Genomic DNA, 21,165 nt, shown 5'->3' on the forward strand with positions numbered 1-21,165 from the left:
CCGTTCCCGGAAGGGCCCCTCATGTCCCGCTTCACCCTGCCGCGCCAGCTGCTCCCCACCCCGACGCCACCCGCACCGTCTGCCCCGCAGCGCGGTGCGGCAAGGTCCGACGCCCGGTTGTCTCGGCGCGCTGTCGTGCGCTCCGCCCTCGCTCTACCGCTGATCGGACTGGCGCTGACCGCCTGCGGCACGGACGAGGGTGCCGAGGGCTCGGACCCCGCTTCGTCGGACGACCCCGGCGCCGAGGCCACCACTGATCCGGCCGCCCCGCACTGCCCCGTGACCATCACTGATCCCTGGGTGAAGGCCGCCGAGGAGGGCATGACCGCCGTGTTCGGCACCCTCACCAACACCTCCGGCACCGAGATGATCCTGCTGGGTGCCTCCACGGATGCCGCCGACGAGGTCGAGCTGCACCAGACGGCCTCGGACGGCTCCGGCGGCATGAGCATGGAGGAGAAGGAGGGCGGCTTCCCCATCCCGGCCGGCGGCGAGCTGCTGCTGGAGCCGGGCGGGGACCACATCATGCTGATGGGTCTGACCGCGCCGCTGCTGCCCGGTGACGAGGTGGAGCTGGTGCTGCAGTTCGAGGGCGGCACCGAGCACCCCATGACCGCCACCGTCAAGGACTTCGCCGGTGCCCAGGAGAACTACGGCGGCATGGAGGAGCCCAGCGACGGCGGCGGTGAGCACGGCACGGAGGAGCACGAGTGACCCCCGAGCCGCGCGCACGTCAGCCGCACACCCGCGAGGCCGGCTCCCCCGAGGGGGGCGCCCGCGAGGGGCGCTCCCGCGGGCCCCGCACCCCCGCGGAGCTCGACCCCCGCGCGACGAACCAACCGGGACGCCGCGGCCTGCTGCTGGCCGGTACCGCCGGTGCGGGCGCCCTGGGCGTGGGGGCGGCGGCCGTCGGCCTGGACCGCGCCCTGCGCGGATCGGGCCCGACATCCGGGCCCGCCGATCAGGCCGAGGCGCCCCTGCACGGTGAGGCCACCCTCCCCTTCCACGGGGCGCACCAGGCGGGCGTGGGCACGCCCGCCCAGGCCTCGTCGTCGTACCTGGCCCTGGACCTGCACGAGGAGGTGGACCGCGCAGGCATCATCCGCATGCTGCGACTGCTCACCGACGATGCCGCCCGCCTCACCCAGGGCCGGCCGGCCCTGGCCGACACCGAACCGGAGCTGGCCACCGCACCGGCCCGCCTCACCGTGACCTTCGGCTTCGGGCCCGGCCTGCTGGAGCGGGCACAGGTGGAGGTGCCCGCGTGGCTGGGTCCGCTGCCGGCCTTCGAGATCGACGAGCTGCAGGAGGAGTTCTGCGGCGGTGACCTGCTGCTGCAGGTCGCCTCGGACGATCCGCTCACGGTCTCCCACGCGGCACGGATGCTGCTGAAGGACTCCCGTGCCTTCACCACGGTGCGCTGGGTGCAGCAGGGCTTCCGTCGGGCCCACGGCACCGAGCGCCCGGGCGTCACCCAGCGCAACCTGTTCGGTCAGGTGGACGGCTCGGCCAACCCGCAGCTGGACAGCAACCACTTCGACACCGTGGTGTGGATCGACGAGGGCCCCTTCGCCGGCGGCACCTCGATGGTGATCCGCCGGATCCGGATGGACCTGGACGGTTGGGACGAGGCCGATCCGGCCGCGCGTGAGCAGTCCACCGGCACGAAGCTGTCCAACGGTGCACCGCTGAGCGGCCAGGAGGAGAGCGACCACGCCGACTTCGAGGCGCGCAGCGAGCACGGTTTCCCACTGATCCCGGAGTTCTCGCACATGCGGCGGGCCCGTGGGGTGGACGAGGGCGTGCACGACGAGATCTTCCGCCGCCCCTACAACTACGAGGACCCGCCCGCTCCCGGCAGTGGGGCGCTCTCGGAATCGGGGCAGATCTTCACCTCGTTCCAGGCGGACCTGGAGGGCCAGTTCATCCCCATCCAGCAGCGGCTGTCGGACCTGGACCTGCTGAACATGTGGACCACGCCGATCGGTTCGGCGGTGTTCGCGATCCCGCCGGGCTGCGCGGAGGGTGAGTTCGTGGGGCAGGCGGTGATCGGGGACTGAGCGGGGGCCCGGCCGCGGTGGCAACAGGCGGCGTGTCCGGGACCGCCACAGCCCCTGCCCCTATCCTGAACGGGACGGACCCCGCTCCCGGCATCGCTGCCCGAGGAGCGCCGGAACAGACCCCAGTCGCAGGAGACCCACGCCATGCCCCGTTTCGCCATTCCCGATGAGGATGCACTGGCCCCCCTCGTGATCGGCCTGGACGTCGGTTCGGGCGGCGCCCGAGCCGGGGTGTACGACGCCACCGGCCGGGAGGTCGGCAAACGCACCCACAAGCAGCCCCACGGCTTCACCGTCGGTGATGACGGCACCTCCACCATCGATGCCGACGTGATCGTCGAGGGCCTGCGCACGGCTCTGGGGAAGGTCCTGTCGGATCCGCTGCCCGGCCCCGTGATGGCGATCGGCTTCGACGCCTTCGCCTCCTCCCTGGTGGTGGTCGACGAGGCCGGCGAGCCGCTGACCCCGTGCATCACCTACGCCGACACACGCTGCCGCACTCAGGTGGCCGCGCTGCGCGAGAGCCTGGACCCGGTGGCGCTGCACGAGCGCACCGGCGCCCGCCTTCACTCCTCGTACACGGCACCGCGCCTGGCGTGGCTGCGAGAGGAGCACCCCGATGTGTTCTCCCGCGCGCACCGGTTCATGGCGCTCGGCGAGTACGTGGCCCTCAAGCTGCTGGGGACGCCGGCCCTGGGCACCGCCTCTGCGGCCTGGTCGGGGATGATCGACCGCCGCACCGGGCAGTACGTGCCCGAGCTGCTCGAGGCGGTCGGCGTGGACGCGGCGATGATGGGCACCCCGCTGGATCCCTCCGATGCCCTGCCCCTGGCGGGCACCCCGCTGGCGAAGGAGTTCTCGCAGCTGAAGGAGGCCGTGTGGGTGCCGGTGATCGGGGACGGCCTGGCGGCGAACATCGGCATCGGTGCACTGGGCCCCACCACCTGGGGCATCTCCACCGCCACCTCCGGTGCGATCCGCCAGCTGATCACCGGGGAGACGCCCACGCTGCCGACGGGCCTGTGGGCCTACCGCGTGGATGCGGATCGCACCCTGGTCGGCTCCGCCATGAGCGACTGCGGCCGGGTGCTGGACTGGGCCCGCAACCAGTTCTCCCTGGCCGACGACATCTCCACCTGGGACACGGACGAGCTGTTCGCCGCGGCACCGGAGTCCTCCACCCCGCTGGTGGTGCCGTTCTTCTCCGGCGAGCGCGGCACCCAGTGGCGCGATGGCGCCCGTGCCCTGTACGCGAACGTGTCGGCCTCCACCACGGCGGAGGACCTGCTGCGCGGCTCGATGGAGGGCGTGGCCCTCAGCTACCTTCGCATCGCCGATCAGCTCACGGAGATGGGCGGGACCCCGGAGCGGATCGTGCTCTCCGGCGGCATGACCGAGGCGATCCCGGCCTGGCTGCACCTGCTGGCCGACGCCCTGGGTGCACCGATCGACCACGTGGCGATCTCCCGCTCCACGATGCGCGGCTCCGCCGTGCTGGCGCTCGAGCAGGCCGCCCCGGGCGTCGAGGTGGCCGAGGCCCCGGTGCGCAACCGCATCGAGCCGCGCCCCGAGCACGCCGACTACTACCGGGAGCGCCTGGACCGCTTCGAGAAGCTCGCCGACCTGGCCTGACTTGCCGACCCGGCCCGGGCTGCACCGTTGCTTCCAGCAGCACTCCGGGGCCTCGGTGCGGGACCCGCTCGCGACACGTGGCCGGGCCACCCGCGCGGCGGCAGAGGGTAGGTTTCAGCCCCGCGGGAGGCGCTTCTCCTCCGCCGCCACCTTCGCGACCAGTTCATCGGCGGTCTCACCCTCGACGCCCAGCAGCGCCACCAGGGCTGTCACCCGCGCGGTGTCGTCCTCGAGCGCGGCGGCCTGGGCGATGTCCTCGGCCCGCGGATCGGCGACCTCGTGGCCATCGCGGCTGCGCTCGGTGACCCACAGGGTCCAGGCGGCGATGGCGGCGACGGCACCGGGAGCCTTGTCGGGACCGCCGCGCTCGGCGATCACCGGCAGAGCCCGCACCTGCAGCTTCTCGGACCCGTCGGCGGCGATCCGGATCAGCGCATCGGCCAGGCGGGGGTTGCGGAAGCGCTCCTCGAGGGCGGTGGTGTAGGCGTCCAGCTCGTCCTCGGGCAGGGGCAGCGTGGAGCGGGCCTCGGACCACAGGGTCTCCACCAGGGCCCGCACCTCGCGGTGAGCGATCGCCTCGTCCACGCGCTCACAGCCGGCGAGCTGCCCGGCGTAGGCCATCAGGGAGTGGGAGCCGTTGAGCAGGCGGAGCTTGCGCAACTCATGCAGCTCGACGTCGTCGGTGAGCTGCACCCCGGCCTTCTCCCACTCGGGGCGTCGGCCTCGGAAGGCGTCCTGCACCACCCATTCGGTGAAGGGCTCGGTCACCACGGGCACCTGGTCGGCCAGGCCCGTCTCGCGCAGCACCAGGTCCTTCTCCTCCTCCGAGGCCGAGGGGGTGATGCGGTCCACCATGGTGGAGATGACGTCGACGTGGTCGTCGAACCAGGCGCGGGTCTCCTCATCGGCCGCGTCCAGCACGGCCTTCTTCAGCACGGCTCCGTTGCCGGAGAGGTTGTCGCAGGAGACCAGGGCGATCGGCTCGGTGACCCCGGCCTCGCGGCGGGCCCTCAGCGCCCCGGCCAGTCGTGCGGTGGCGGAGGTGGCGGGGTCGTTGCCGGCGCTGTAGCCCTTCTCGGTGATGGTCAGGGTGACCACCGCGGTGAAGGGATCCGCGATCAGCCGGTCCAGCGCCTCGACGTCGGAGGCGGCGAAGGCCTCGTCGATCACGTCGATGATCTCGACCTCGTCCCGCTCGGGACCGCGCACCACCAGGCCGTACTTCCCGCTCTGGGAGTTCAGCGCCTCGGCCATGGCGGGGCTGCGGCCGGTGAAGACGGCCACCTCCCAGCCTCCGGCCTGCTGAGTGGCCACCAGGGTGTGAGCGCGGGCGAAGTTGCCGATGCCCAGGTGGACGAGGCGTCCGAATGCCTCAGGAGCGGCAGCCCCGGCCGAGCCGGCCGCCTCGGGAGCGGCGGCGCCGGTGGGTGCAGTGCTGGCAGGTTCCGTCATGATCAGTTCTCCTTCGCGGCGGGGCTGCCCTGCGGCAGACGGAACACCTCACGGGGATGGGTGGCCGGGAGGGCGTCGGCGATGTCGACGGCATCCTCCAGGCGCATGCGGTGCTCGGCCACGAGGCCGGCGAGGTGGTGGGAATCGATCCGCCGTGCCATGTCGTGGCGGGCGGGGATGGAGCAGAACGCACGGGTGTCGTCGATGAACCCGCTGGTCCGGCTGTAGCCGATGGTCTCCGAGACGGCGCGGCGGTAGCGCAGGATCGCATCGGGCGCATCGATGAACCACCACGGCGCACCGGCGTACACGGAGGGGTAGAAGCCGGCCAGTGGGGCGATCTCGCGAGAGAACACCGTCTCGTCAATCGTGAACAGCACCAGGCGGAAGGCGGGGTCCAGGCCCACGTCGTTCAGCACCGGAGCCAGGGACGTCACGAACTCCACGGAGGTGGGGATGTCGGCGCCCACGTCGGCACCGAACTTCTCGAACGTCCCCTGGTGGTGGTTGCGGTGCACGGCGGGGTGCAGCGTCATGACCAGGGAGTCGTCGGCCGCCATGCGGGCCTGGTCGGCCAGCAGGTGGCGGCGCAGTGCCGCGGCCGCGTCGGTGTCGATCCGCCCCTCACGGGCCTCGGTGTACAGCCTGCTCGCCTCGGCCTCCTCCAGCCGGGCGGTGCCGGGGTCGGCATGGGCGTGGTCCGAGGAGACCGCGCCGTGGTCGCGGAAGTACTGGCGGCGCGCCCGCATCGCACGGTCGTAGCCCTGGTAGGTGCCGGTGTCCTCCGCTGCGGCCTCGCCGAGGGCATCGGTGAGCTCGCGGAAGTCGGCCCGGGCGGGCTCGAGGTACTTGTCGGGCCGGAAGGTGGGGATGACCGAGCCGGTGAAGGCCTCGTCGGCCGCGAGGGCCCGGTGGGCGGAGAGGTCGTCGACGGGATCATCGGTGGTGGCCAGCACCTGGATCCGGAACTGGTCGAACAGGGCGCGGGGTCGGAACTCCGGCCGGGCCAGCTTCTCGGCGATCTCGTCGTACATCGCATCGGCGGTGCGGGGGCTCAGCACCGTCTCCAGGCCGAACACCTGGTGGAACTCGTGCTCCATCCACAGCCGCGAGGGCGTGCCGGCGTAGGCGTGCCAGTGCTCGGCCAGCAGTCGCCAGGCGGCGCGGGCGTCCTGCTCCTCGAGGGGTCCGCGGCCGACGCCGAGTTCGGCGAGGTCCACGCCGCGGGCGTGCAGCAGACGGGTGACGTAGTGGTCGGGGGTGATGAACAGGCTGGTGGGGTCGCGGAACGGCTCATCGTCGAGCAACAACCGGGGGTCCACGTGGCCGTGCGGGGAGATGATGGGCTGATCCCGCATGCGCTGGTAGAGGGTCCGGGCGATCTCGCGGGTCGCGGTGTCCGCGGGCAGCAGGCGGTCCTCGTGCGGCGTGTAGGCATCGTTGCTCATGGGCCCATGATCCCGGGCCTCATCCGCCCCGCGCCCGGGGTTGTCATCGGTTGCCGCTCGCCGCGCACAGGTCCGCACCCGCCACGGCCCGGCTCACTGCCCCTGCCACGGCCCGGCTCAGCGCCCCCGCCACGGCCCGGCTCAGCGCCCCACCGCGCCCTGGCTCAGTGCCCCCGCCGCGGCCCGGTGGAGCCCCGGACGACCAGGCGCACCGGCTGCGACCCCTCCAGCGGGGTGCGGTGCGCCGAGGGGTTCTCGATCCGTCGGATCAGTCGGTCGACGGCTGCGCGTCCCTGGGCGCGCTTGGGGGTGGCGAGCGTGGTCAGGCCCCCGCCGACGAAGCGGGCCAGGGGGATGTCGTCGTGCCCGATGACGGACAGCTCACCGGGCACCCGCACCCCTGCCCGCAGGGCGGCGACCAGGAACCCCAGCGCGATCAGGTCGTTGTAGCAGATCACAGCGTGGGGAAGGACGCCGTGGAGGTCCTCGAAGGCCTGCTCGCCGCCGGAGGTGGTGGGCGGGTAGGGCCCGTGCCGGCGGATCTGGATGCCGTGCGCCTTCGCCGCGGACCGCGCCGCGCGCCACCGCTCCGCGTCGGACCAGGAGTTCACGGGGCCGGCCACGTAGGTGACCAGGCGGGTGCCGTTCTCGGCCAGGTGGGCCATGGCCTGGGCCATGCCGTGCTCGTAGTCGGGGGTCACGGAGTCCAGGCCGGCCACGCGCCGGTTCATCACCACCACCGGGATGCGCTTGGTGAGGTGGTTGAGGGTGGCGTCGGAGAGCCGGGTGCCCGCGAGCACGATGCCGTCCACCACGTCCACGGCGCTGAGCAGGCTCTGCCGCTCGCGGGCCTCGTCCTCGACGCTGTCCAGCAGCAGCAGCATGTGGTCGTGCTCCTTCACTGCCTCCTGCATGCCGGAGATGAGCTCGGCGAAGTAGGGGTTGGTGAGATCGGGGACCTCGATCCCCAGGCGGTCGTGGCGCTGACCGCGCTCCTGAGCGGGCGGGGGTGCGCTGCGGTAGCCGAGCTCCTTGGCCGCAGCCATCACCTTCGCGTGGGTGGCGGCACTGACCCGGCCGGGACGCGAGAAGGCACGGGACACCGTGGAGGGTGCCACCCCGGCGTGCGCGGCGACGTCGTAGATGGTCACGCGGTCTTCGGTCATCCGCCCACGTTAGTCCCCCCAGGTGGCAACCGGCGGCAATCTTCCTGTCGGTCAGTGCCCGGCGCCCAGCTCGATCAGCAGTACCCCTGCGCCGATCATGCCGATACCTGCGATCATCAGCGGTGTCATCGGCTCGTGGTGGATCAAGCGGGAGAAGATCGCGGTCAGCGCCACCCCGGCCGCCGTCCACACCCCGTAGGCGACGCCGAGCGGCACGCCGGTGCGCAGCGCCCCGGTGAGGAAGACGAAGGCCAGCACGTACCCGATCAGCACCACGGCGTACAGCCGGGCCCGGCCGGTGGCGGCGGACTTCAGGGTGAGGGTGGCGCTGACCTCGCTCAGCACCGCGCCGATCATGAACACCCAGCTCATCGCACCTGCTCCCCTGCCGCCGGCACCGCAGCCGCCCGCCGTGCCCGCTGGGCGCCGACCTCGATCGCCAGCACTCCGGTCACCACCAGGGCGATCCCGGCGGCCATCATGGCGTTCAGCTGCTCGCCGAAGATCCAGGACGACAGCACCGCGGTGCCCACCACGCCCATCGCTCCCCAGATCCCGTAGGCGACGGCCAGCCCCATGCCGCGTCGCAGCACCACCGCCAGCAGTCCGAAGGCGCCCGCGTACCCGGCCACCACGACCACGTAGAGCATCGGCTGGGCGATCGCACCCTTGAGCGAGAGGGTCGCGGCCATCTCCACCACGATGGCACCGGCCAGCAGCAGCCAGGTGAGGGCCGCGGACCGACCGGCGGGCCGATGCGGGGCGGTCGCGGGAGAGGGAGCGGGGGCGGTGGTCACCGCAGAACCGTACCCAGCACGGGCGTGCGCGCAGTCAGCGGTCGTTGGTGTGGCTGGGCACATCTGCCGGCGCCCAGCGGGCGATCTGGGCGGCGAGGTGCCCGGCGCCGTAGCCGTTGTCGATGTTGACCACGCCGATGCCGGGCGCGCAGGCTGACAGCATGGTCAGGGCGGCGGTCACGCCACCGCCTGCCACGCCGTAGCCGACGGAGGTGGGCAGAGCGACCACGGGCGCGCTGATCTGACCGGCCACCACGGTGGGCAGGGCCCCGTCCATGCCGGCGGCGACCACCACGCAGGCGGCCTCGCGCAGCTCGGGCAGGCGGGCCTGGAGGCGGTGCAGGCCGGCGATGCCGATGTCGGCGATCAGGCGGGTGGGGCGCCCCAGGTGACGGGCGGTGAGCTCGGCCTCCCGGGCCGCGGGCAGGTCGCTGGTGCCTGCGCAGGCCACGATCACCAGTCCCCCGGTGGGCGGGGGCGGCTCGGCGGGCCACGCCACCATCCGGGCCTCCGGTTCCCAGTGGGCATCGGGCAGCGCTGCGAGCACGGCCCGCGCCCGCTCCTCGTCCGCGCGGGTGAACAGCACGGGGCCGAGGTCGGTGGCGAGCTCGGGCTGCTCGCGGGCGATGCGGGCGTACTCTGCGGCGATCGCGGTGAGGTGAGCGAGGCTCTTGGCGTCGCACAGCACGGCCTCCGGGGCCCCGCGGCGGGCACCGCGGCCCAGGTCCAGCTCGGCGACCCCGTCGATCCGCCCGTCGATTCGCCCGTGGGTCCGCCCGCCGGCCTGCCCTGCGTGCTCAGCGTGCTCAGGCACGGGGGACTCCTCGCTGGTCCAGCAGGGTGAGGGTGAAGGCGCCGGACTGCATGCCCTTCAGGTCCACGGCGGCGAAGCGGAACCCGGCGCCGGTGGCGGCGCGGTGGATGGCGGTGCGCACCTCCGGCTCGACGGAGCGGGCCAGAGCGTCCGCCGGCAGCTCGATGCGGGCCACGTCGCCGTGGTGCCGCACCCGGGAGTCGGCGAAGCCGAGCTCGCGCAGCGCCTCCTCGACGGTCTCCACCTGGCGCAGCTTCTCAGGGGTGACCTGCTGCCCGTGGGGGATCCGGGAGGCCAGACAGGGCGCGGCCGGCTTGTCGGCGCACGGCAGTGCGAGGGCGCGGGCCACGGATCTGACCCGGGACTTGTCCAGGCCGGCCTCGGCCAGGGGGCGCAGGACGCGGTGCTCGGTGGCGGCGCGCGCACCGGGCCGGTCCGGGCGCAGGGCGTCGTCGGCGTTCTCGCCATAGGCGACCGCTGCCAGGCCCAGCTCGCTGACCAAGGCGTCGTCGATGCGGGAGAACAGCTCGTCCTTGCAGAAGTAGCAGCGGTCCACGTCGTTGGCGATGTAGCCGGCCTTCTCCCCCTCGTGGGTCTCGACCTCCACGACGCGCACGCCGATCACCGCGGCGGTCTCGTGGGCGCCGCGGCGCTCGGCGGCGGCCAGGGACGGGGAGATGCCGAGCAGTGCCACCACGTTCTCGGCGCCGAGTGCGCGCACGGCCAGGGCCAGCAGGGTCGCGGAGTCCACGCCCCCGGAGTAGGCGACGCCGAGGGGTGCAGCGCCCTCAACGAGCGTGGCCACCCGGTCGGCGGCGGCGAGGTCCTCGCCGGCCAACTGTGTGGGGGTCATGGACGCGGTCATGGGATTCCTTCGCTCGGTCTCGCTCGGGTCCCGCAGGGACGGGCGCCGTTCAGCCTACCCACCTGGATGCCCGCCGGTCCGGGGCGGCCATGTGCTGCCGCGGGCCCGGCGACAAGGCACGGCAATCGGTAGCCTGGCAGCGTCCCCGCGCCGGATCCTGGTGGATCCCGTCCCGCTCGACGAGGAGAACAGATGCGGAACCTCCGGACTGCCGTGATCGGCTGCGGCGACATCTCCCCTCTCCACATCGACGCGATCGCCCAGCTGCCCGGTGCGGAGCTGGTGGCGGTGTGCGACACCGACCCGGGACGCCGCGCTCAGGCGGCCCAGGATGCCGGGGTGCCCGGCACCGCCACCCTCACCGAGACCCTCGAGCGGTTCTCGCCGGACGTCGTCCACCTGTGCACCCCTCACGACCAGCATGCCGACCTCGCCATCGAAGCCCTGGCCGCCGGGGTCGAGGTGCTCACGGAGAAGCCGCTGGCCTCCACACTGGAGGACGCCCGTCGCATCGTCGATGCTGCCGCCGCTCCCGGGGCGCCGCGCATCGGGGTCTGCTTCCAGAACCGGTACAACGCCACGGTCCAGGAGGCCCACCGGGTGCTGACCACCGGTGAGCTGGGGGCGCCGACGGGGGCCGCCGCGACGGTCGCCTGGCACCGCACCCCCGGCTACTACCGGGCCAGGCCCTGGCGCGGCACCTGGGCGGGCAGCGGCGGCGGACTGCTGATCAACCAGGCCATCCACACCCTGGACCTGCTCCAGTGGCTGCTGGGCGGGGTCTCCGCCGTCGTCGGCTGCGCCTCCACCGACGTGCTGGGCGGCACCATCGAGGTGGAGGACACCGCGACGGCCACCCTCACCCATCCGTCAGGCACGCACAGCGTCCTGCTGGCCACCAATGGGGCGCCCACGAACCTGCCCGTCCGGATCGACATCGTCTGCGAGCGCGGAACCCTGCAGATCGCACGGGAGCTCACGGTGCTGCCCACCGACGGGGAGCCGCGGATGGTCGTCGAGCGCGCGGCCCCGGCAGGGGCCCGCTCCTACTGGGGTGCCTCCCATGCGGCCTTGATCAGCGACTTCTATGCCGGCCACGGCAGCGGTGAGCCCTTCTGGATCTCACCGGCCGAGGCGCTGCCCGCGCTGCAGGCGCTCAAGGCCGTCTACGACTCCCCGCGCGGGTTCCCGGGCCGTCCCGGTGCCGAGCTGGACCGGGACAACCCGCTGCGGGCCGTCTGACCCGCGGGTCGAGCTCAGCTCCCCTCAGGCTCAGACCCCCCGGATCAGACCCCCTCGCGCGCTCAGACCCCCCGGCTCAGACCCCCTCGCGCTCCGAGGCAAGGCGGAACAGCACCTCGCCGGCGTGGTCGATCACCAGGGTGTCGGGGTCCTCGCGCAGGGCATCGATGTCCAGGCTCGCGGGGTCCACGTAGGTGACGTTGTACGCCTCGCACACCTCCTGGGGGATGGAGGTGGCGAAGGAGCGCCGCACGCGCTGCTGCTCCACCCCCGTCTCCGGGTCGTAGGTGCCCAGGCCCGTGACGTGCGTGGAGTGCGCGAGCTCGCCCCAGGGGTGGTCCTTGAAGCGGTCCCACTGCTTGGTGAAGTACTCGATGTTGTGGTACCCGATGTCGCGCAGCCCGGGGTGCATCGCGGCCACCTCGGTGATGTGGGGGGCATAGATGATCACCTCGCCGCCGTCGGCGCACACCGGCTCGGACTTGTAGAAGCCCTTGGCGCCGGTCCAGATGTCCTCGTACATCTCCGGCACCAGCGCCACGATGCGCTTGAACGGCTTCTCCACGTAGGTGATGTGGGTGAGCGCGGAGATCCTCGCGATCGCGGCCCACGCCGCCTGGGGGTCGCCGAAGGCGAGGGCGTTGAGGTCCTTGCCGCCGGAGATCACGTCCATGGTGAAGCAGAGCTTGTCGGTCTCCACCAGGTCGCTGGCGGCGTCGATCAGCTGGCGCACGGGGGTGATGCCCAGGGTGCCGATGATGCGGCTGGCGGTGATCAGGGCCCCCACCCAGTGGGACACGTCGATCACGTCGTGCACGGAGCAGCCGGGAAAGAAGTACTTGTTGCCGCCGGAGAATCCCACCACCTCATGCGGGAACACGGGGCCCACGATCAGGTCCACGTCGGACTCGACGCACAGCCGGTTGATCTGCACCCGCATGGGGGTGTCGGCCAGCAGTCCGGCGGTGAGCTCGCTGATCCGCTCAGCGGGGATCTCGCCCAGGTCCGCGATCTGCTCGGGGTCGTCCCAGGCGTGGTTGACGATCTTCCAACCGGGGTAGGCGGCCGCGATGCCGTCGGCATCAGGGGCGCCGACCAGGCGGGCGATGGCCTCTGGTGCCATGGCGGCGTGGGTGCCCAGGGCGATCAGCACCGTGACGGAGGCGGCGCGGCCGGCGAGCGCAGCGTGGATCGGCTTCAACACCCGCGGCAGGGGCACGGAGCGGGTGCCGTCGGGGATGATCAGGCACACGCTCTTGCCGTCGAGGTCCTGGCCGGCCAGCTGCTGGGCAACGAACTCGTCGATCTGCTCCTGGGCGAGGATGCCGCCCGGGCCTCCGAGGAGGGCGGCGCGTTCGGCCAGGCCCTCGGGGATCGGGTGGATCGCGGGCTGCTGGGTCGCCGTCGTCTCGCTCATGGCTCCCACTATGCGCCGTGGCCTGGCCGGGAACAAGGACGGCCCGGCCCATGTCCGTCTCCGAGCTGCCGCCGCGGCCGCCCGAGGCGTCGGAGCTCGCGACCCTCGCAGCCCACCCCTTGGTGCTCCACGCCCTCACCTCACCGCATCGGCGGTGCCCGGACGGCCGAGCAATCGGCGTGGCCTGGCTGGCCGAGGCGCGGACTCGCGTCGACGGGTGGGGCCGCGGGACCGCGGTCCCAGCTCGCGCATACCCTGCCCGGGTATGGTCGGGGCGTCCTCGCCGTCGTCCCGAAGGATCCTCCGATGACTCTCGCCCTGCCGCGTCGGACCCTGCTCGCCGCCCTCGCCGCGACCCCGCTGGCGCTCGCCGGCTGCTCCGCCGGCCCGTCGGCCGCGGAGGAACTGCTCTCCGCCCACGACCTGCCCGCCGGCACGGCCCGCGAGGTGATCGACGCGCTCGAAGCGCTGCCGCTCGACGAGCGGCCCTCGGAACTGCTCGCCTCCGTTGGCACCGACGTGCTCACTCTCTCCGACACCGCAGGGCGGTAGGCGACCCTCGAGCTGCCCGCGGAGGAGCTCTACGTCTCGGTCGCGCCGTTCGTGTCCAGCACCCATGAGTGCTTCCTCCACAGCCTCACCACGTGCCTCGGCGAGCTGGCGGAGGAGGAGCTCGCGGTGCGGGGCGAGGACGCCTCCGGGACGGTGCTGATCGACGAGGAACGCACCACCGCACCGAACGGCTTCCTGGGCCTGTGGCTGCCCCGGGAAACGGAGCTCACGCTCACCCTCGCCGGAGCGGCAGGCGAGGCCACGACGACGCTGCGCACCGACGCCGAGGCCCCCACCTGCATCACCACGATGCAGCTGGGGGCCTGAGCAAGGCAGGGCCTCAGCGCCGGGCGGCGACCGCCTCGGGACGCAGGTCCAGACGGCGCAGCAGCTGCGCGTTCAGCGCCACCACGACGGTCGAGGCGCTCATCAGCAGCGCGCCGACGCTCATCGGCATGACGAACCCGATCGGGGCAAGCACACCGGCGGCGAGCGGGACCGACAGCAGGTTGTACCCGGCCGCCCACCAGAGGTTCTGCCGCATCTTGCGGTAGGCGGCGCCCGACAGCTCGATCACCGACAGCACCGCGCGCGGGTCCGAGGAGGCGAGCACCACCCCGGCCGAGCCGATCGCGACGTCGGTGCCGGCACCGATCGCGAGGCCGACGTCGGCCCGGGCGAGGGCGGGGGCGTCGTTGACGCCGTCGCCGACCATCGCGACCTTGCGGCCCTCGTCCTGCAGCGCGGCGACGCGGCTCGCTTTGTCCTCGGGACGCACCCCGGCGAAGATCCGGTCGATGCCGAGCTCGGCGCCGACGTGCTCGGCGACGTTCTGCGCATCGCCGGTGATCATGACGACCTGGATGTCGCGGGCGTGGAGCGCGTCGATCGCCTCTCGGGACTCCCGGCGCACCGCGTCGACGAGCTTGAGGGCGCCGACGGCCTCGCCGCCCTGCAGCACGTGCAGCACGATCGCGCCCTCCTCGCGCCAAGCGGGGGCTTCCTCGAGCTCCGCGGCGCCGGTCTCCTCGAGCAGGCGCGGCCCGCCGACGCGGATCTCGTGCCCGTCGACCTGCGCGCTCACGCCGAGCGCGGGGGCGGAGGCGACCTCGGAGGCGGCGGGGACCGCGACCCCGTCGGCCGCGGCCCGTTCACGGATCGCGCCGGCGAGCGGGTGCTCGCTCTCGGACTCGGCCGCGGCCGCCAGGCCCAGCAGGTTCTGCTCGTCGAGCCCGCTGCCGGGGGCGACGGCGATCTCGGAGAGCTCGGGCTCGCCGCGGGTGAGGGTGCCGGTCTTGTCGAACAGCACGGTGTCCACGGTGCGCATGCCCTCGAGGGCGAGCCGGTCGGTGACGAGCACGCCGGCGCGGGCGGCGCGCTCGGTCGCGAGCGAGACCACCAGCGGGATCGCCAGGCCCAGCGCGTGGGGGCAGGCGATGACCAGCACAGTGACGGTGCGGATGACGGCCTCGTCGGGCATGCCCAGCAGCGCCCAGACGAGCGCGGTGATGACGGCGGCGCCGAGCGCGAACCAGAACAGCCAGGCGGCGGCCCGGTCGGCGATGCGCTGGGCGCGGGAGGAGGAGGACTGCGCCTCGGAGACCAGGCGCTGTATCCCGGCGAGCGCGGTGCCCTCTCCCGTCGCGGTGACCTTGATGCGCAGGTTCGAGTCGGTGGCGACGGTGCCGGCGACCACGCGGTCTCCCGTCGTGCGCGGGACGGCCCGGGACTCGCCGGTGATCATCGACTCGTCGACGTCGGCGCGGCCCTCGACGATGGTGCCGTCGGCCGGGATCGAGGCGCCGGGGCGGACCAGCACGACATCGCCCTCGCGCAGGTCGGAGGGGGCGACGGTGACGATCTCGTCCCCCTCGATGCGCTCGGCCTCATCGGGCAGCAGCGCCGCGAGGGAGTCCAGCGCGGAGGAGGTCTGCGCGAGTGAGCGCATCTCGATCCAGTGGCCGAGCAGCATGATCACGATCAGCAGCGCGAGCTCCCACCAGAACTCGAGCTCGTGGTGGAGCAGGCCCAGGGTCGCGCCCCAGGAGGACAGGAACGCGACGGTGATGCCGAGGCTGATCAGCAGCATCATCCCCGGTGCGCGGGAGCGGAGCTCGGAGAGCCCGCCGCTGAGGAACGGCTTCCCGCCCCACGCGTACATGACGGTGCCGAGGATCGGTGCGATCCAGCCGAGACCCGGCACGTCAGGGATCGTGTAGCCGATCAGGTGCGCGAACATCGGCGAGAGGCCGACGACCGGCACCGCGAGCACCAGCATGATCCAGAACATCCGACGGAACTGCGCGACGTGATCGCCGTGCCCGCCATGTCCCCCGTGCCCGTGGTGCCCGGCGTGCATGTCGTGACCGGCGTGCGCGTCGTGACCGGCGTGCGTGTCGTGGCCGCCGTGATCGTGGTGAGCCCCGCTCCCGTGATGCCCGGCTTCCATGTCGCGCCCGGCGTGCGCGTCATGGCCGTCGTGGCCCCCGCGGCCCTCGTGCTGGTGCGTGCCCCGATCGCCGCCCTCGCCGCCGAGAGCGACGTGGGAACCCTGTCGTCCGTGCCCCTCGTGATGCGTGCTCATACCGAGACCATTTACCCCTAGGGGGTATTGACCAAGGGCGGGGGGCCGACGCCACCCACCACTCCTCACCGAACGCCGGCCTGGTGGCCGCCATGCTGGCGCTGGGCGAGGTCGCCGTAGAGACCGTAGGGGTCTCCGACGAGGCGTGAGCGACCGCGACGGCCTGCTCGATCTCGGCGAGCCCGGGCCGATACGATCCGGTCATGGATCCCGCCACGCCCCGCACCGCCTATCTCGACGCGACCGCCGGGATCGCCGGCGACATGCTGCTCGCCGCGCTCGTCGACGCCGGCGCGGACCTCGCGGGCGTCCAGCGCGTGCTCGACGCGCTGGTCCCGGACTCGGTGCGCTTCGTCCGCTCCGACGTTGACCGCGGCGGGCAGCGCGCGGTCAAGGTCGACGTGGAGGTGCTGGTCGACGACCCGCCGCACCGCACCTGGGCCTCGATCCGGGAGCTGCTGGAGCGTTCCCGTGGGAACGTCGACGTCCCTGAGCGCACCGTCGACCTGGCGCTGGCGGTGTTCGGCCGACTCGCCGAGGCGGAGGGCGCCACCCACGGGGTGCCGGCCGACGAGGTCCACTTCCACGAGGTGGGAGCGCTGGACTCGCTGGCCGATGTGATCGGCGCCTGCGAGGCGTGGCGGCAGTTGGGCATCACCGAGGGCACCGCGAGCGTGATTGCGGTCGGCTCCGGGCGCATCCGCGCCGCTCACGGGGACATCCCGGTGCCGGTGCCGGCCGTGGCCCGCCTGGCCATCGGCTGGCCGACAGTGGCCGGGGAGATCCTGCCCGGGCGCGGCCATCACCACGCGCACGACCACGACCACGACCACGACCACGACCATCATCACTCTCACGACGAGCACCTCCCTGCCCACGCACAGGGCGGCCCCCACGCGCACGGCAGCCGGAAGGTCCCCCCGGGCGTCGCCCCCGGCATCGGCGAGCTCGCCACCCCTACCGGAGTGGCCCTGGTGCGCGGCCTGGCCACCACGGCGGGCCCACAGCCGGCGATGACGGTGCTGGCCCTCGGGATCGGCGCCGGCACGAAGGACACCCCGGGCCGACCGAACGTGGTGCGCGTGCTGATCGGCGAGCCCGTCGGCCATCCCACCGGCTCGCCGCTCCACGACGTCCATGACACCCCCACCTCCGCCGTGCAGATCGAGGCGAACGTGGACGACTTGGATCCGCGCCTGTGGCCAGGGGTGGTCGACGCTCTCCTGGACCACGGCGCGCTGGACGCGTGGCTCACGCCGATCGTGATGAAGCACGGCCGCCCTGCCGTGACCGTGCACGCCCTCGCCAGGCACGACGCCGCCGATGAGCTCGCCGATCTGCTGATGCGCTCCACGGGCACGCTTGGCGTGCGGATGCATGCCGTGGAGCGCCGCATCCGCACCCGGTCCTTCGAGCACGTCGAGGTGCGCGGCCAGCGGATCGCGGTGAAGGTCGCCCGCGACGACGACGGCACTGTGGTGCGGCGGGAGCCCGAGTTCCGGGACGTGGCCGCTGCGGCCCGCGTCGCGGGGCTCACGGAACGGGAGATGCTCCACCTGGCGCGCACCGCGGCGGAGGGGTAAGCGCCGTGTGATCAGATGTAGGTCTCGAACGCCAGGAACTCGCCTGGATCGCCAGTGCGGCACAGGTTCAGCTCATAGAACTGCACGTTCTCCACATCCCATCTGCACGCGGTGGGGTGCACGTCGCTGACGTCGTCCCCGGTCTCGCCGGCTTCCTCGATCAGCTGGTCCAGGTGGGCGGCGTCGCCACCATCGGCTGCCCGGGTATACGTCTCCGGGTCGAACAGGCTTCCGGGCGCTGGATCAGGAACTCGGATGCGGTAGATGGTGACGAAGTCGGTCGTGAATCCCCCGTCGGAGCGCGCCACCATCGTGAACTCGGCATCCGCGGGCAGCTCTATCCCGGACTTCTGCTCGAAGACGGCCCGCCAGTCAGGTTCCTCGACGGCATCCATCAGGCTGCACCCGGTCACTCCCACGCCGAGGATCACCGCTGCGAGAAGGCTCCGCGCACTCCTTCCCCTGCTCGTCCTCAGCTCTTGGATGTCCATGGCGACCTCCGTCGGGTCCAGTGCCTGACCGTGCTCTCCACCTGACCGTAAGGGGCCGCCGCCGATGCGTCTCGACATCCACCATGTCCGCGCTGAACCTGCACCAGTCCTCCCCTGCGCCGACCGCTTGCCCGGTGATTCACCTGACGGATCCGCTGTCCTGGCGGATACTGTGCAGGGACATCCGCCGCTCCCCAGGAGGAATCATGGCCGCCCTGTCCGACACCATCAGCCTCGCGATCGACAAGGCCCTCGCGGCCCCCCACGGCCGCCACGCCGAGATCCTCGTGAACGACGGCCCGCTGCGGCAGACGGTCATCGCCCTGAAGAAGGGGGTACGCCTGGCCGAGCACAACTCCCCGCCTGCGGCGTCCATACAGGTGATCCGCGGGGTCCTCCAGGTCTCCGGCGAGGACGAGGTGGTGATCCAGGAGGGTCACGTCGAGGCCCTCACCCATCAGCGCCACGCGGTGGAGGCGCTGGAGAACACCGTGTTCCTGCTGACCACCGTCACCAGCATCCCTGGCCGGACCAGCCACACCGGCCAGATCCCGGTGGTGGACCCCGAGGTGTGAGGCACCCGGCGGTATTGCCGGGTCACGTCCGGGGAGCCGGTCCCACGGGCCAGTGCTGCCTCCGTGGTCTCACCCCCGTCGCGCGATCCTCAGCCAGGTGTCCACCACCGTGTCGGGGTTCAGGGACATCGAGGCGATGCCCTGGTCCACGAGCCATTGGGCGAGGTCCGGGTGGTCGCTGGGGCCCTGACCGCAGATGCCCACGTACTTGCCAGCCACGCGGCATGCCTCGATGGCGCGCGACAGCATGAACTTCACGGCCGGGTCGCGCTCGTCGAAGGTCTCTGCCACCAGGGCGGAGTCGCGGTCCAGGCCCAGGGTCAGCTGGGTCATGTCATTGGAGCCGATGGAGAACCCGTCGAAGTGCTCGAGGAACAGCTCGGGGGTGATGGCGTTGGAGGGCACCTCGCACATCATCACCACCTGCAGGTCGTTCTCCCCGCGGCGCAGGCCGTGCTGGGCCAGCAGGTCGATGACGCCCTTGCCCTCCGCGGGGGTGCGCACGAAGGGGATCATGATCTTCACGTTGTCCAGGCCCATGTCCTCACGCACGTAGCGCAGGGCCTCGCACTCCATCGCGAAGCAGTCCGCGAAGTCCTTGGAGAGGTAGCGGGAGGCACCGCGGTACCCGATCATCGGGTTCTCCTCGTGCGGCTCGTACACCTCGCCGGCCAGCAGGTTCGCGTACTCGTTGGACTTGAAGTCGCTCATCCGCACGATCACGGGGTTGGGGGCGAAGGCTGCGGCGATGGTGGCCACGCCCTCGGCGACACGCTGCACGAAGAAGTCGCGGGGGCTGTCGTAGGCGGCGATGGCCTCCTTCACCTTGGCGGCCACGTCCGGGTGCTCGGCCTGGAGGGTGTCCAGCTCCAGCAGGGCGCGGGGGTGGATGCCGATCTGGCGGTTCACGATGAACTCCAGGCGGGCCAGGCCCACACCGGCGTTGGGCAGGCGGGAGAAGGCAAAGGCCTGGTCGGGGTTGCCCACGTTCATCATGATCGAGGTGGGCACCTCGGGCATCGAGTCCACCTGGGAGGTGGAGACGTTGAAGTCCAGCAGCCCCTCGTACACGAAGCCGGTGTCGCCCTCGGCGGCGGAGACGGTGACCTCCTCACCGTCCTTGAGCTCACGGGTGGCGGTGCCGGTGCCCACCACGGCAGGGATCCCCAGCTCACGGGCGATGATCGCGGCGTGGCAGGTGCGGCCGCCGCGGTTGGTGACGATCGCGGAGGCGCGCTTCATGATCGGTTCCCAGTCGGGGTCGGTCATGTCGGCCACCAGCACCGAGCCGGGCTGGAAGTCGTGCATCTGGTCGAGGGAGGTGAGCACCGAGACGGGGCCGGAGCCGATCTTGGCGCCGATCGCGCGGCCCTCGGCGCGCACGGTGCCGCGGGAGGACAGGTGGTACTTCTCGACGGTGGAGCCGGCGCGGGACTGCACGGTCTCGGGGCGGGCCTGCAGCACGTAGATCTGCCCGTCGGCGCCGTCCAGGCCCCATTCGATGTCCATGGGGCGGCCGTAGTGCTCCTCGATGATGAGGGCTTGGCGGGCCAGGTCCAGCACCTGCTCGTCGGTGAGGGACAGCTTCGCCTGCTCGGCGGGATCCACCTCGACGAACTCGGTGGTGCGACCCACGGCGGTGTCCTGGGCGTAGATCATCTTGGTGGCCTTGTCGCCCACGGCCCGCTTGAGGATCGCGGCCTTTCCGGCGCGCAGGGCGGGCTTGTACAAGTAGAACTCGTCGGGATTGACGGCCCCCTGCACCACACCCTCGCCCAGTCCGTAGGCGGAGGTGATGAACACGGCCTGGTCGAAGCCGGACTCGGTGTCCACGGTGAACATGACGCCGCTGGCGCCGATGTCGGAGCGCACCATCTTCTGCACGCCGGCGCTGAGTGCGACGGAGGCGTGGTCGAAGTCGTGGTGGACGCGGTAGGCGATGGCGCGGTCGTTGTAGAGGGAGGCGAACACCTCGCGGATCGCGGTGAGCACGGCGTCGATGCCGCGCACGTTCAGGAAGGTCTCCTGCTGGCCGGCGAAGGAGGCGTCTGGGAGGTCCTCGGCGGTGGCGGAGGAGCGCACCGCGAAGGATGCCTCGGCGCCGCTGCCGGCGGCGAGCTTCTCGTATGCCTCGCGGATGTCGGCCTCGAGCTGGGCGGGGAAGGGCTGGGCGACGACCATGTCGCGGATCTTCTTGCCGGTGTCGGTCAGCGCCATGGTGTCGTCGGTGTCCAGGCCGGTGAGCATCCCGTCGATCCGCTCGGCCAGGCCGGTGGCACCCAGGAACTCCCGGTAGGCGTCGGCGGTGGTGGCGAAGCCGTCGGGCACGTGCACGCCGAGGCGGGCGAGGTTGGAGAGCATCTCGCCGAGGGAGGAGTTCTTGCCTCCCACCTGCTCGAGGTCGGCCATTCCGAGTTCGGAGAACCAACGGATGCTGGAGGTCATGGTCATGCTCCTTCCGGCGGCGGTGCCGCGATGGGTGCGCTT

Annotated in this window: 20 protein-coding genes; 9 read left to right on the top strand and 11 right to left on the bottom strand. The window is 72.2% G+C overall.

The features are described from left to right. Window positions 1-21: 21 nt before the first annotated feature. The 3 genes from M4D54_RS03210 to M4D54_RS03220 all read left to right on the top strand — a co-directional run bounded on the left by M4D54_RS03210 (window position 22) and on the right by M4D54_RS03220 (window position 3,692). The gene (locus M4D54_RS03210) at window positions 22-714 is read left to right on the top strand and encodes a copper chaperone PCu(A)C (protein ID WP_259890258.1); all 693 of its coding nucleotides are present in this window, start codon (window positions 22-24) and stop codon (window positions 712-714) included. Continuing rightward, a complete protein-coding gene (locus M4D54_RS03215; protein WP_396121468.1) occupies window positions 711-2,060 on the top strand; it encodes a Dyp-type peroxidase in 1,350 nt (449 codons plus the stop codon). Before M4D54_RS03210 ends, M4D54_RS03215 begins: the two co-directional genes overlap by 4 nt. A gap of 144 nt (window positions 2,061-2,204) precedes the next feature. After that, entirely contained in the window at window positions 2,205-3,692 is a 1,488-nt protein-coding gene (locus tag M4D54_RS03220) for a gluconokinase (protein WP_259890259.1), read from the top strand. A gap of 114 nt (window positions 3,693-3,806) precedes the next feature. Here M4D54_RS03220 and M4D54_RS03225 read toward each other — a convergent pair whose 3' ends face one another. From M4D54_RS03225 to larE, 7 genes are all read right to left on the bottom strand, one after another. Then, window positions 3,807-5,144, bottom strand: coding sequence for a mannitol dehydrogenase family protein (locus M4D54_RS03225; RefSeq protein WP_259890261.1), 1,338 nt, complete (start codon window positions 5,142-5,144; stop codon window positions 3,807-3,809). Window positions 5,145-5,146: 2 nt separating this feature from the next. Further along, complete coding sequence (gene uxaC / locus M4D54_RS03230) at window positions 5,147-6,592, bottom strand: glucuronate isomerase (RefSeq protein WP_259890262.1); 1,446 nt, start codon at window positions 6,590-6,592, stop codon at window positions 5,147-5,149. A gap of 164 nt (window positions 6,593-6,756) precedes the next feature. Then, complete coding sequence (locus M4D54_RS03235; RefSeq protein WP_259890263.1) at window positions 6,757-7,758, bottom strand: LacI family DNA-binding transcriptional regulator; 1,002 nt, start codon at window positions 7,756-7,758, stop codon at window positions 6,757-6,759. Window positions 7,759-7,809: 51 nt separating this feature from the next. Continuing rightward, entirely contained in the window at window positions 7,810-8,130 is a 321-nt protein-coding gene (locus tag M4D54_RS03240) for a multidrug efflux SMR transporter (RefSeq protein WP_193865035.1), read from the bottom strand. Continuing rightward, window positions 8,127-8,555 carry an SMR family transporter gene (locus M4D54_RS03245; protein ID WP_311199664.1) on the bottom strand — a complete coding sequence of 143 codons (429 nt, stop codon included), beginning with the start codon at window positions 8,553-8,555 and terminating at the stop codon, window positions 8,127-8,129. The genes M4D54_RS03240 and M4D54_RS03245 overlap by 4 nt, the downstream gene beginning before the upstream one ends. A 34-nt stretch (window positions 8,556-8,589) precedes the next feature. Further along, window positions 8,590-9,369, bottom strand: coding sequence for a nickel pincer cofactor biosynthesis protein LarB (larB, locus tag M4D54_RS03250; protein WP_259890264.1), 780 nt, complete (start codon window positions 9,367-9,369; stop codon window positions 8,590-8,592). After that, the gene (gene larE / locus M4D54_RS03255; RefSeq protein WP_259890265.1) at window positions 9,362-10,234 is read right to left on the bottom strand and encodes an ATP-dependent sacrificial sulfur transferase LarE; all 873 of its coding nucleotides are present in this window, start codon (window positions 10,232-10,234) and stop codon (window positions 9,362-9,364) included. The genes larB and larE overlap by 8 nt, the downstream gene beginning before the upstream one ends. Window positions 10,235-10,426: 192 nt before the next feature. On the opposite strand from larE, the gene M4D54_RS03260 reads away from it, so the two are divergent. Further along, complete coding sequence (locus M4D54_RS03260; protein WP_259890266.1) at window positions 10,427-11,476, top strand: Gfo/Idh/MocA family protein; 1,050 nt, start codon at window positions 10,427-10,429, stop codon at window positions 11,474-11,476. A 76-nt stretch (window positions 11,477-11,552) separates the two neighbouring features. Here the strand turns inward: M4D54_RS03260 and M4D54_RS03265 are convergent, their stop codons facing one another. Beyond that, entirely contained in the window at window positions 11,553-12,893 is a 1,341-nt protein-coding gene (locus M4D54_RS03265) for a lactate racemase domain-containing protein (protein WP_259890267.1), read from the bottom strand. 306 nt (window positions 12,894-13,199) lie between these two features. On the opposite strand from M4D54_RS03265, the gene M4D54_RS03270 reads away from it, so the two are divergent. Next, complete coding sequence (locus tag M4D54_RS03270) at window positions 13,200-13,445, top strand: hypothetical protein (RefSeq protein WP_228018777.1); 246 nt, start codon at window positions 13,200-13,202, stop codon at window positions 13,443-13,445. 12 nt (window positions 13,446-13,457) lie between these two features. Beyond that, on the top strand, window positions 13,458-13,772 hold the full coding sequence (locus tag M4D54_RS03275) for a CueP family metal-binding protein (RefSeq protein ID WP_228018852.1): 315 nt from the start codon (window positions 13,458-13,460) through the stop codon (window positions 13,770-13,772). A 13-nt stretch (window positions 13,773-13,785) separates the two neighbouring features. Here the strand turns inward: M4D54_RS03275 and M4D54_RS03280 are convergent, their stop codons facing one another. Then, window positions 13,786-15,723 carry a heavy metal translocating P-type ATPase gene (locus M4D54_RS03280; RefSeq protein ID WP_396121469.1) on the bottom strand — a complete coding sequence of 646 codons (1,938 nt, stop codon included), beginning with the start codon at window positions 15,721-15,723 and terminating at the stop codon, window positions 13,786-13,788. 30 nt (window positions 15,724-15,753) lie between these two features. On the opposite strand from M4D54_RS03280, the gene M4D54_RS13790 reads away from it, so the two are divergent. Continuing rightward, a complete protein-coding gene (locus tag M4D54_RS13790; RefSeq protein WP_193865028.1) occupies window positions 15,754-16,050 on the top strand; it encodes a hypothetical protein in 297 nt (98 codons plus the stop codon). A 182-nt stretch (window positions 16,051-16,232) separates the two neighbouring features. Beyond that, entirely contained in the window at window positions 16,233-17,612 is a 1,380-nt protein-coding gene (locus M4D54_RS03285; RefSeq protein WP_193865027.1) for a LarC family nickel insertion protein, read from the top strand. 11 nt (window positions 17,613-17,623) lie between these two features. Here M4D54_RS03285 and M4D54_RS03290 read toward each other — a convergent pair whose 3' ends face one another. Further along, a complete protein-coding gene (locus M4D54_RS03290) occupies window positions 17,624-18,007 on the bottom strand; it encodes a hypothetical protein (RefSeq protein ID WP_193865026.1) in 384 nt (127 codons plus the stop codon). Between the two features lie 302 nt (window positions 18,008-18,309). Between M4D54_RS03290 and M4D54_RS03295 the strand changes: the two genes are divergently transcribed. Continuing rightward, a complete protein-coding gene (locus M4D54_RS03295; protein WP_193865025.1) occupies window positions 18,310-18,678 on the top strand; it encodes a hypothetical protein in 369 nt (122 codons plus the stop codon). 69 nt (window positions 18,679-18,747) lie between these two features. Here M4D54_RS03295 and ppsA read toward each other — a convergent pair whose 3' ends face one another. Beyond that, window positions 18,748-21,123 (bottom strand): phosphoenolpyruvate synthase, encoded by a 2,376-nt coding sequence (ppsA, locus tag M4D54_RS03300; RefSeq protein ID WP_259890268.1) that lies wholly within the window; start codon window positions 21,121-21,123, stop codon window positions 18,748-18,750. Between the last annotated feature and the right edge of the window lie 42 nt (window positions 21,124-21,165).

It is taken from the genome of Brachybacterium sp. p3-SID1565, assembly GCF_025143785.1.
Lineage (GTDB): Bacteria > Actinomycetota > Actinomycetes > Actinomycetales > Dermabacteraceae > Brachybacterium > Brachybacterium epidermidis.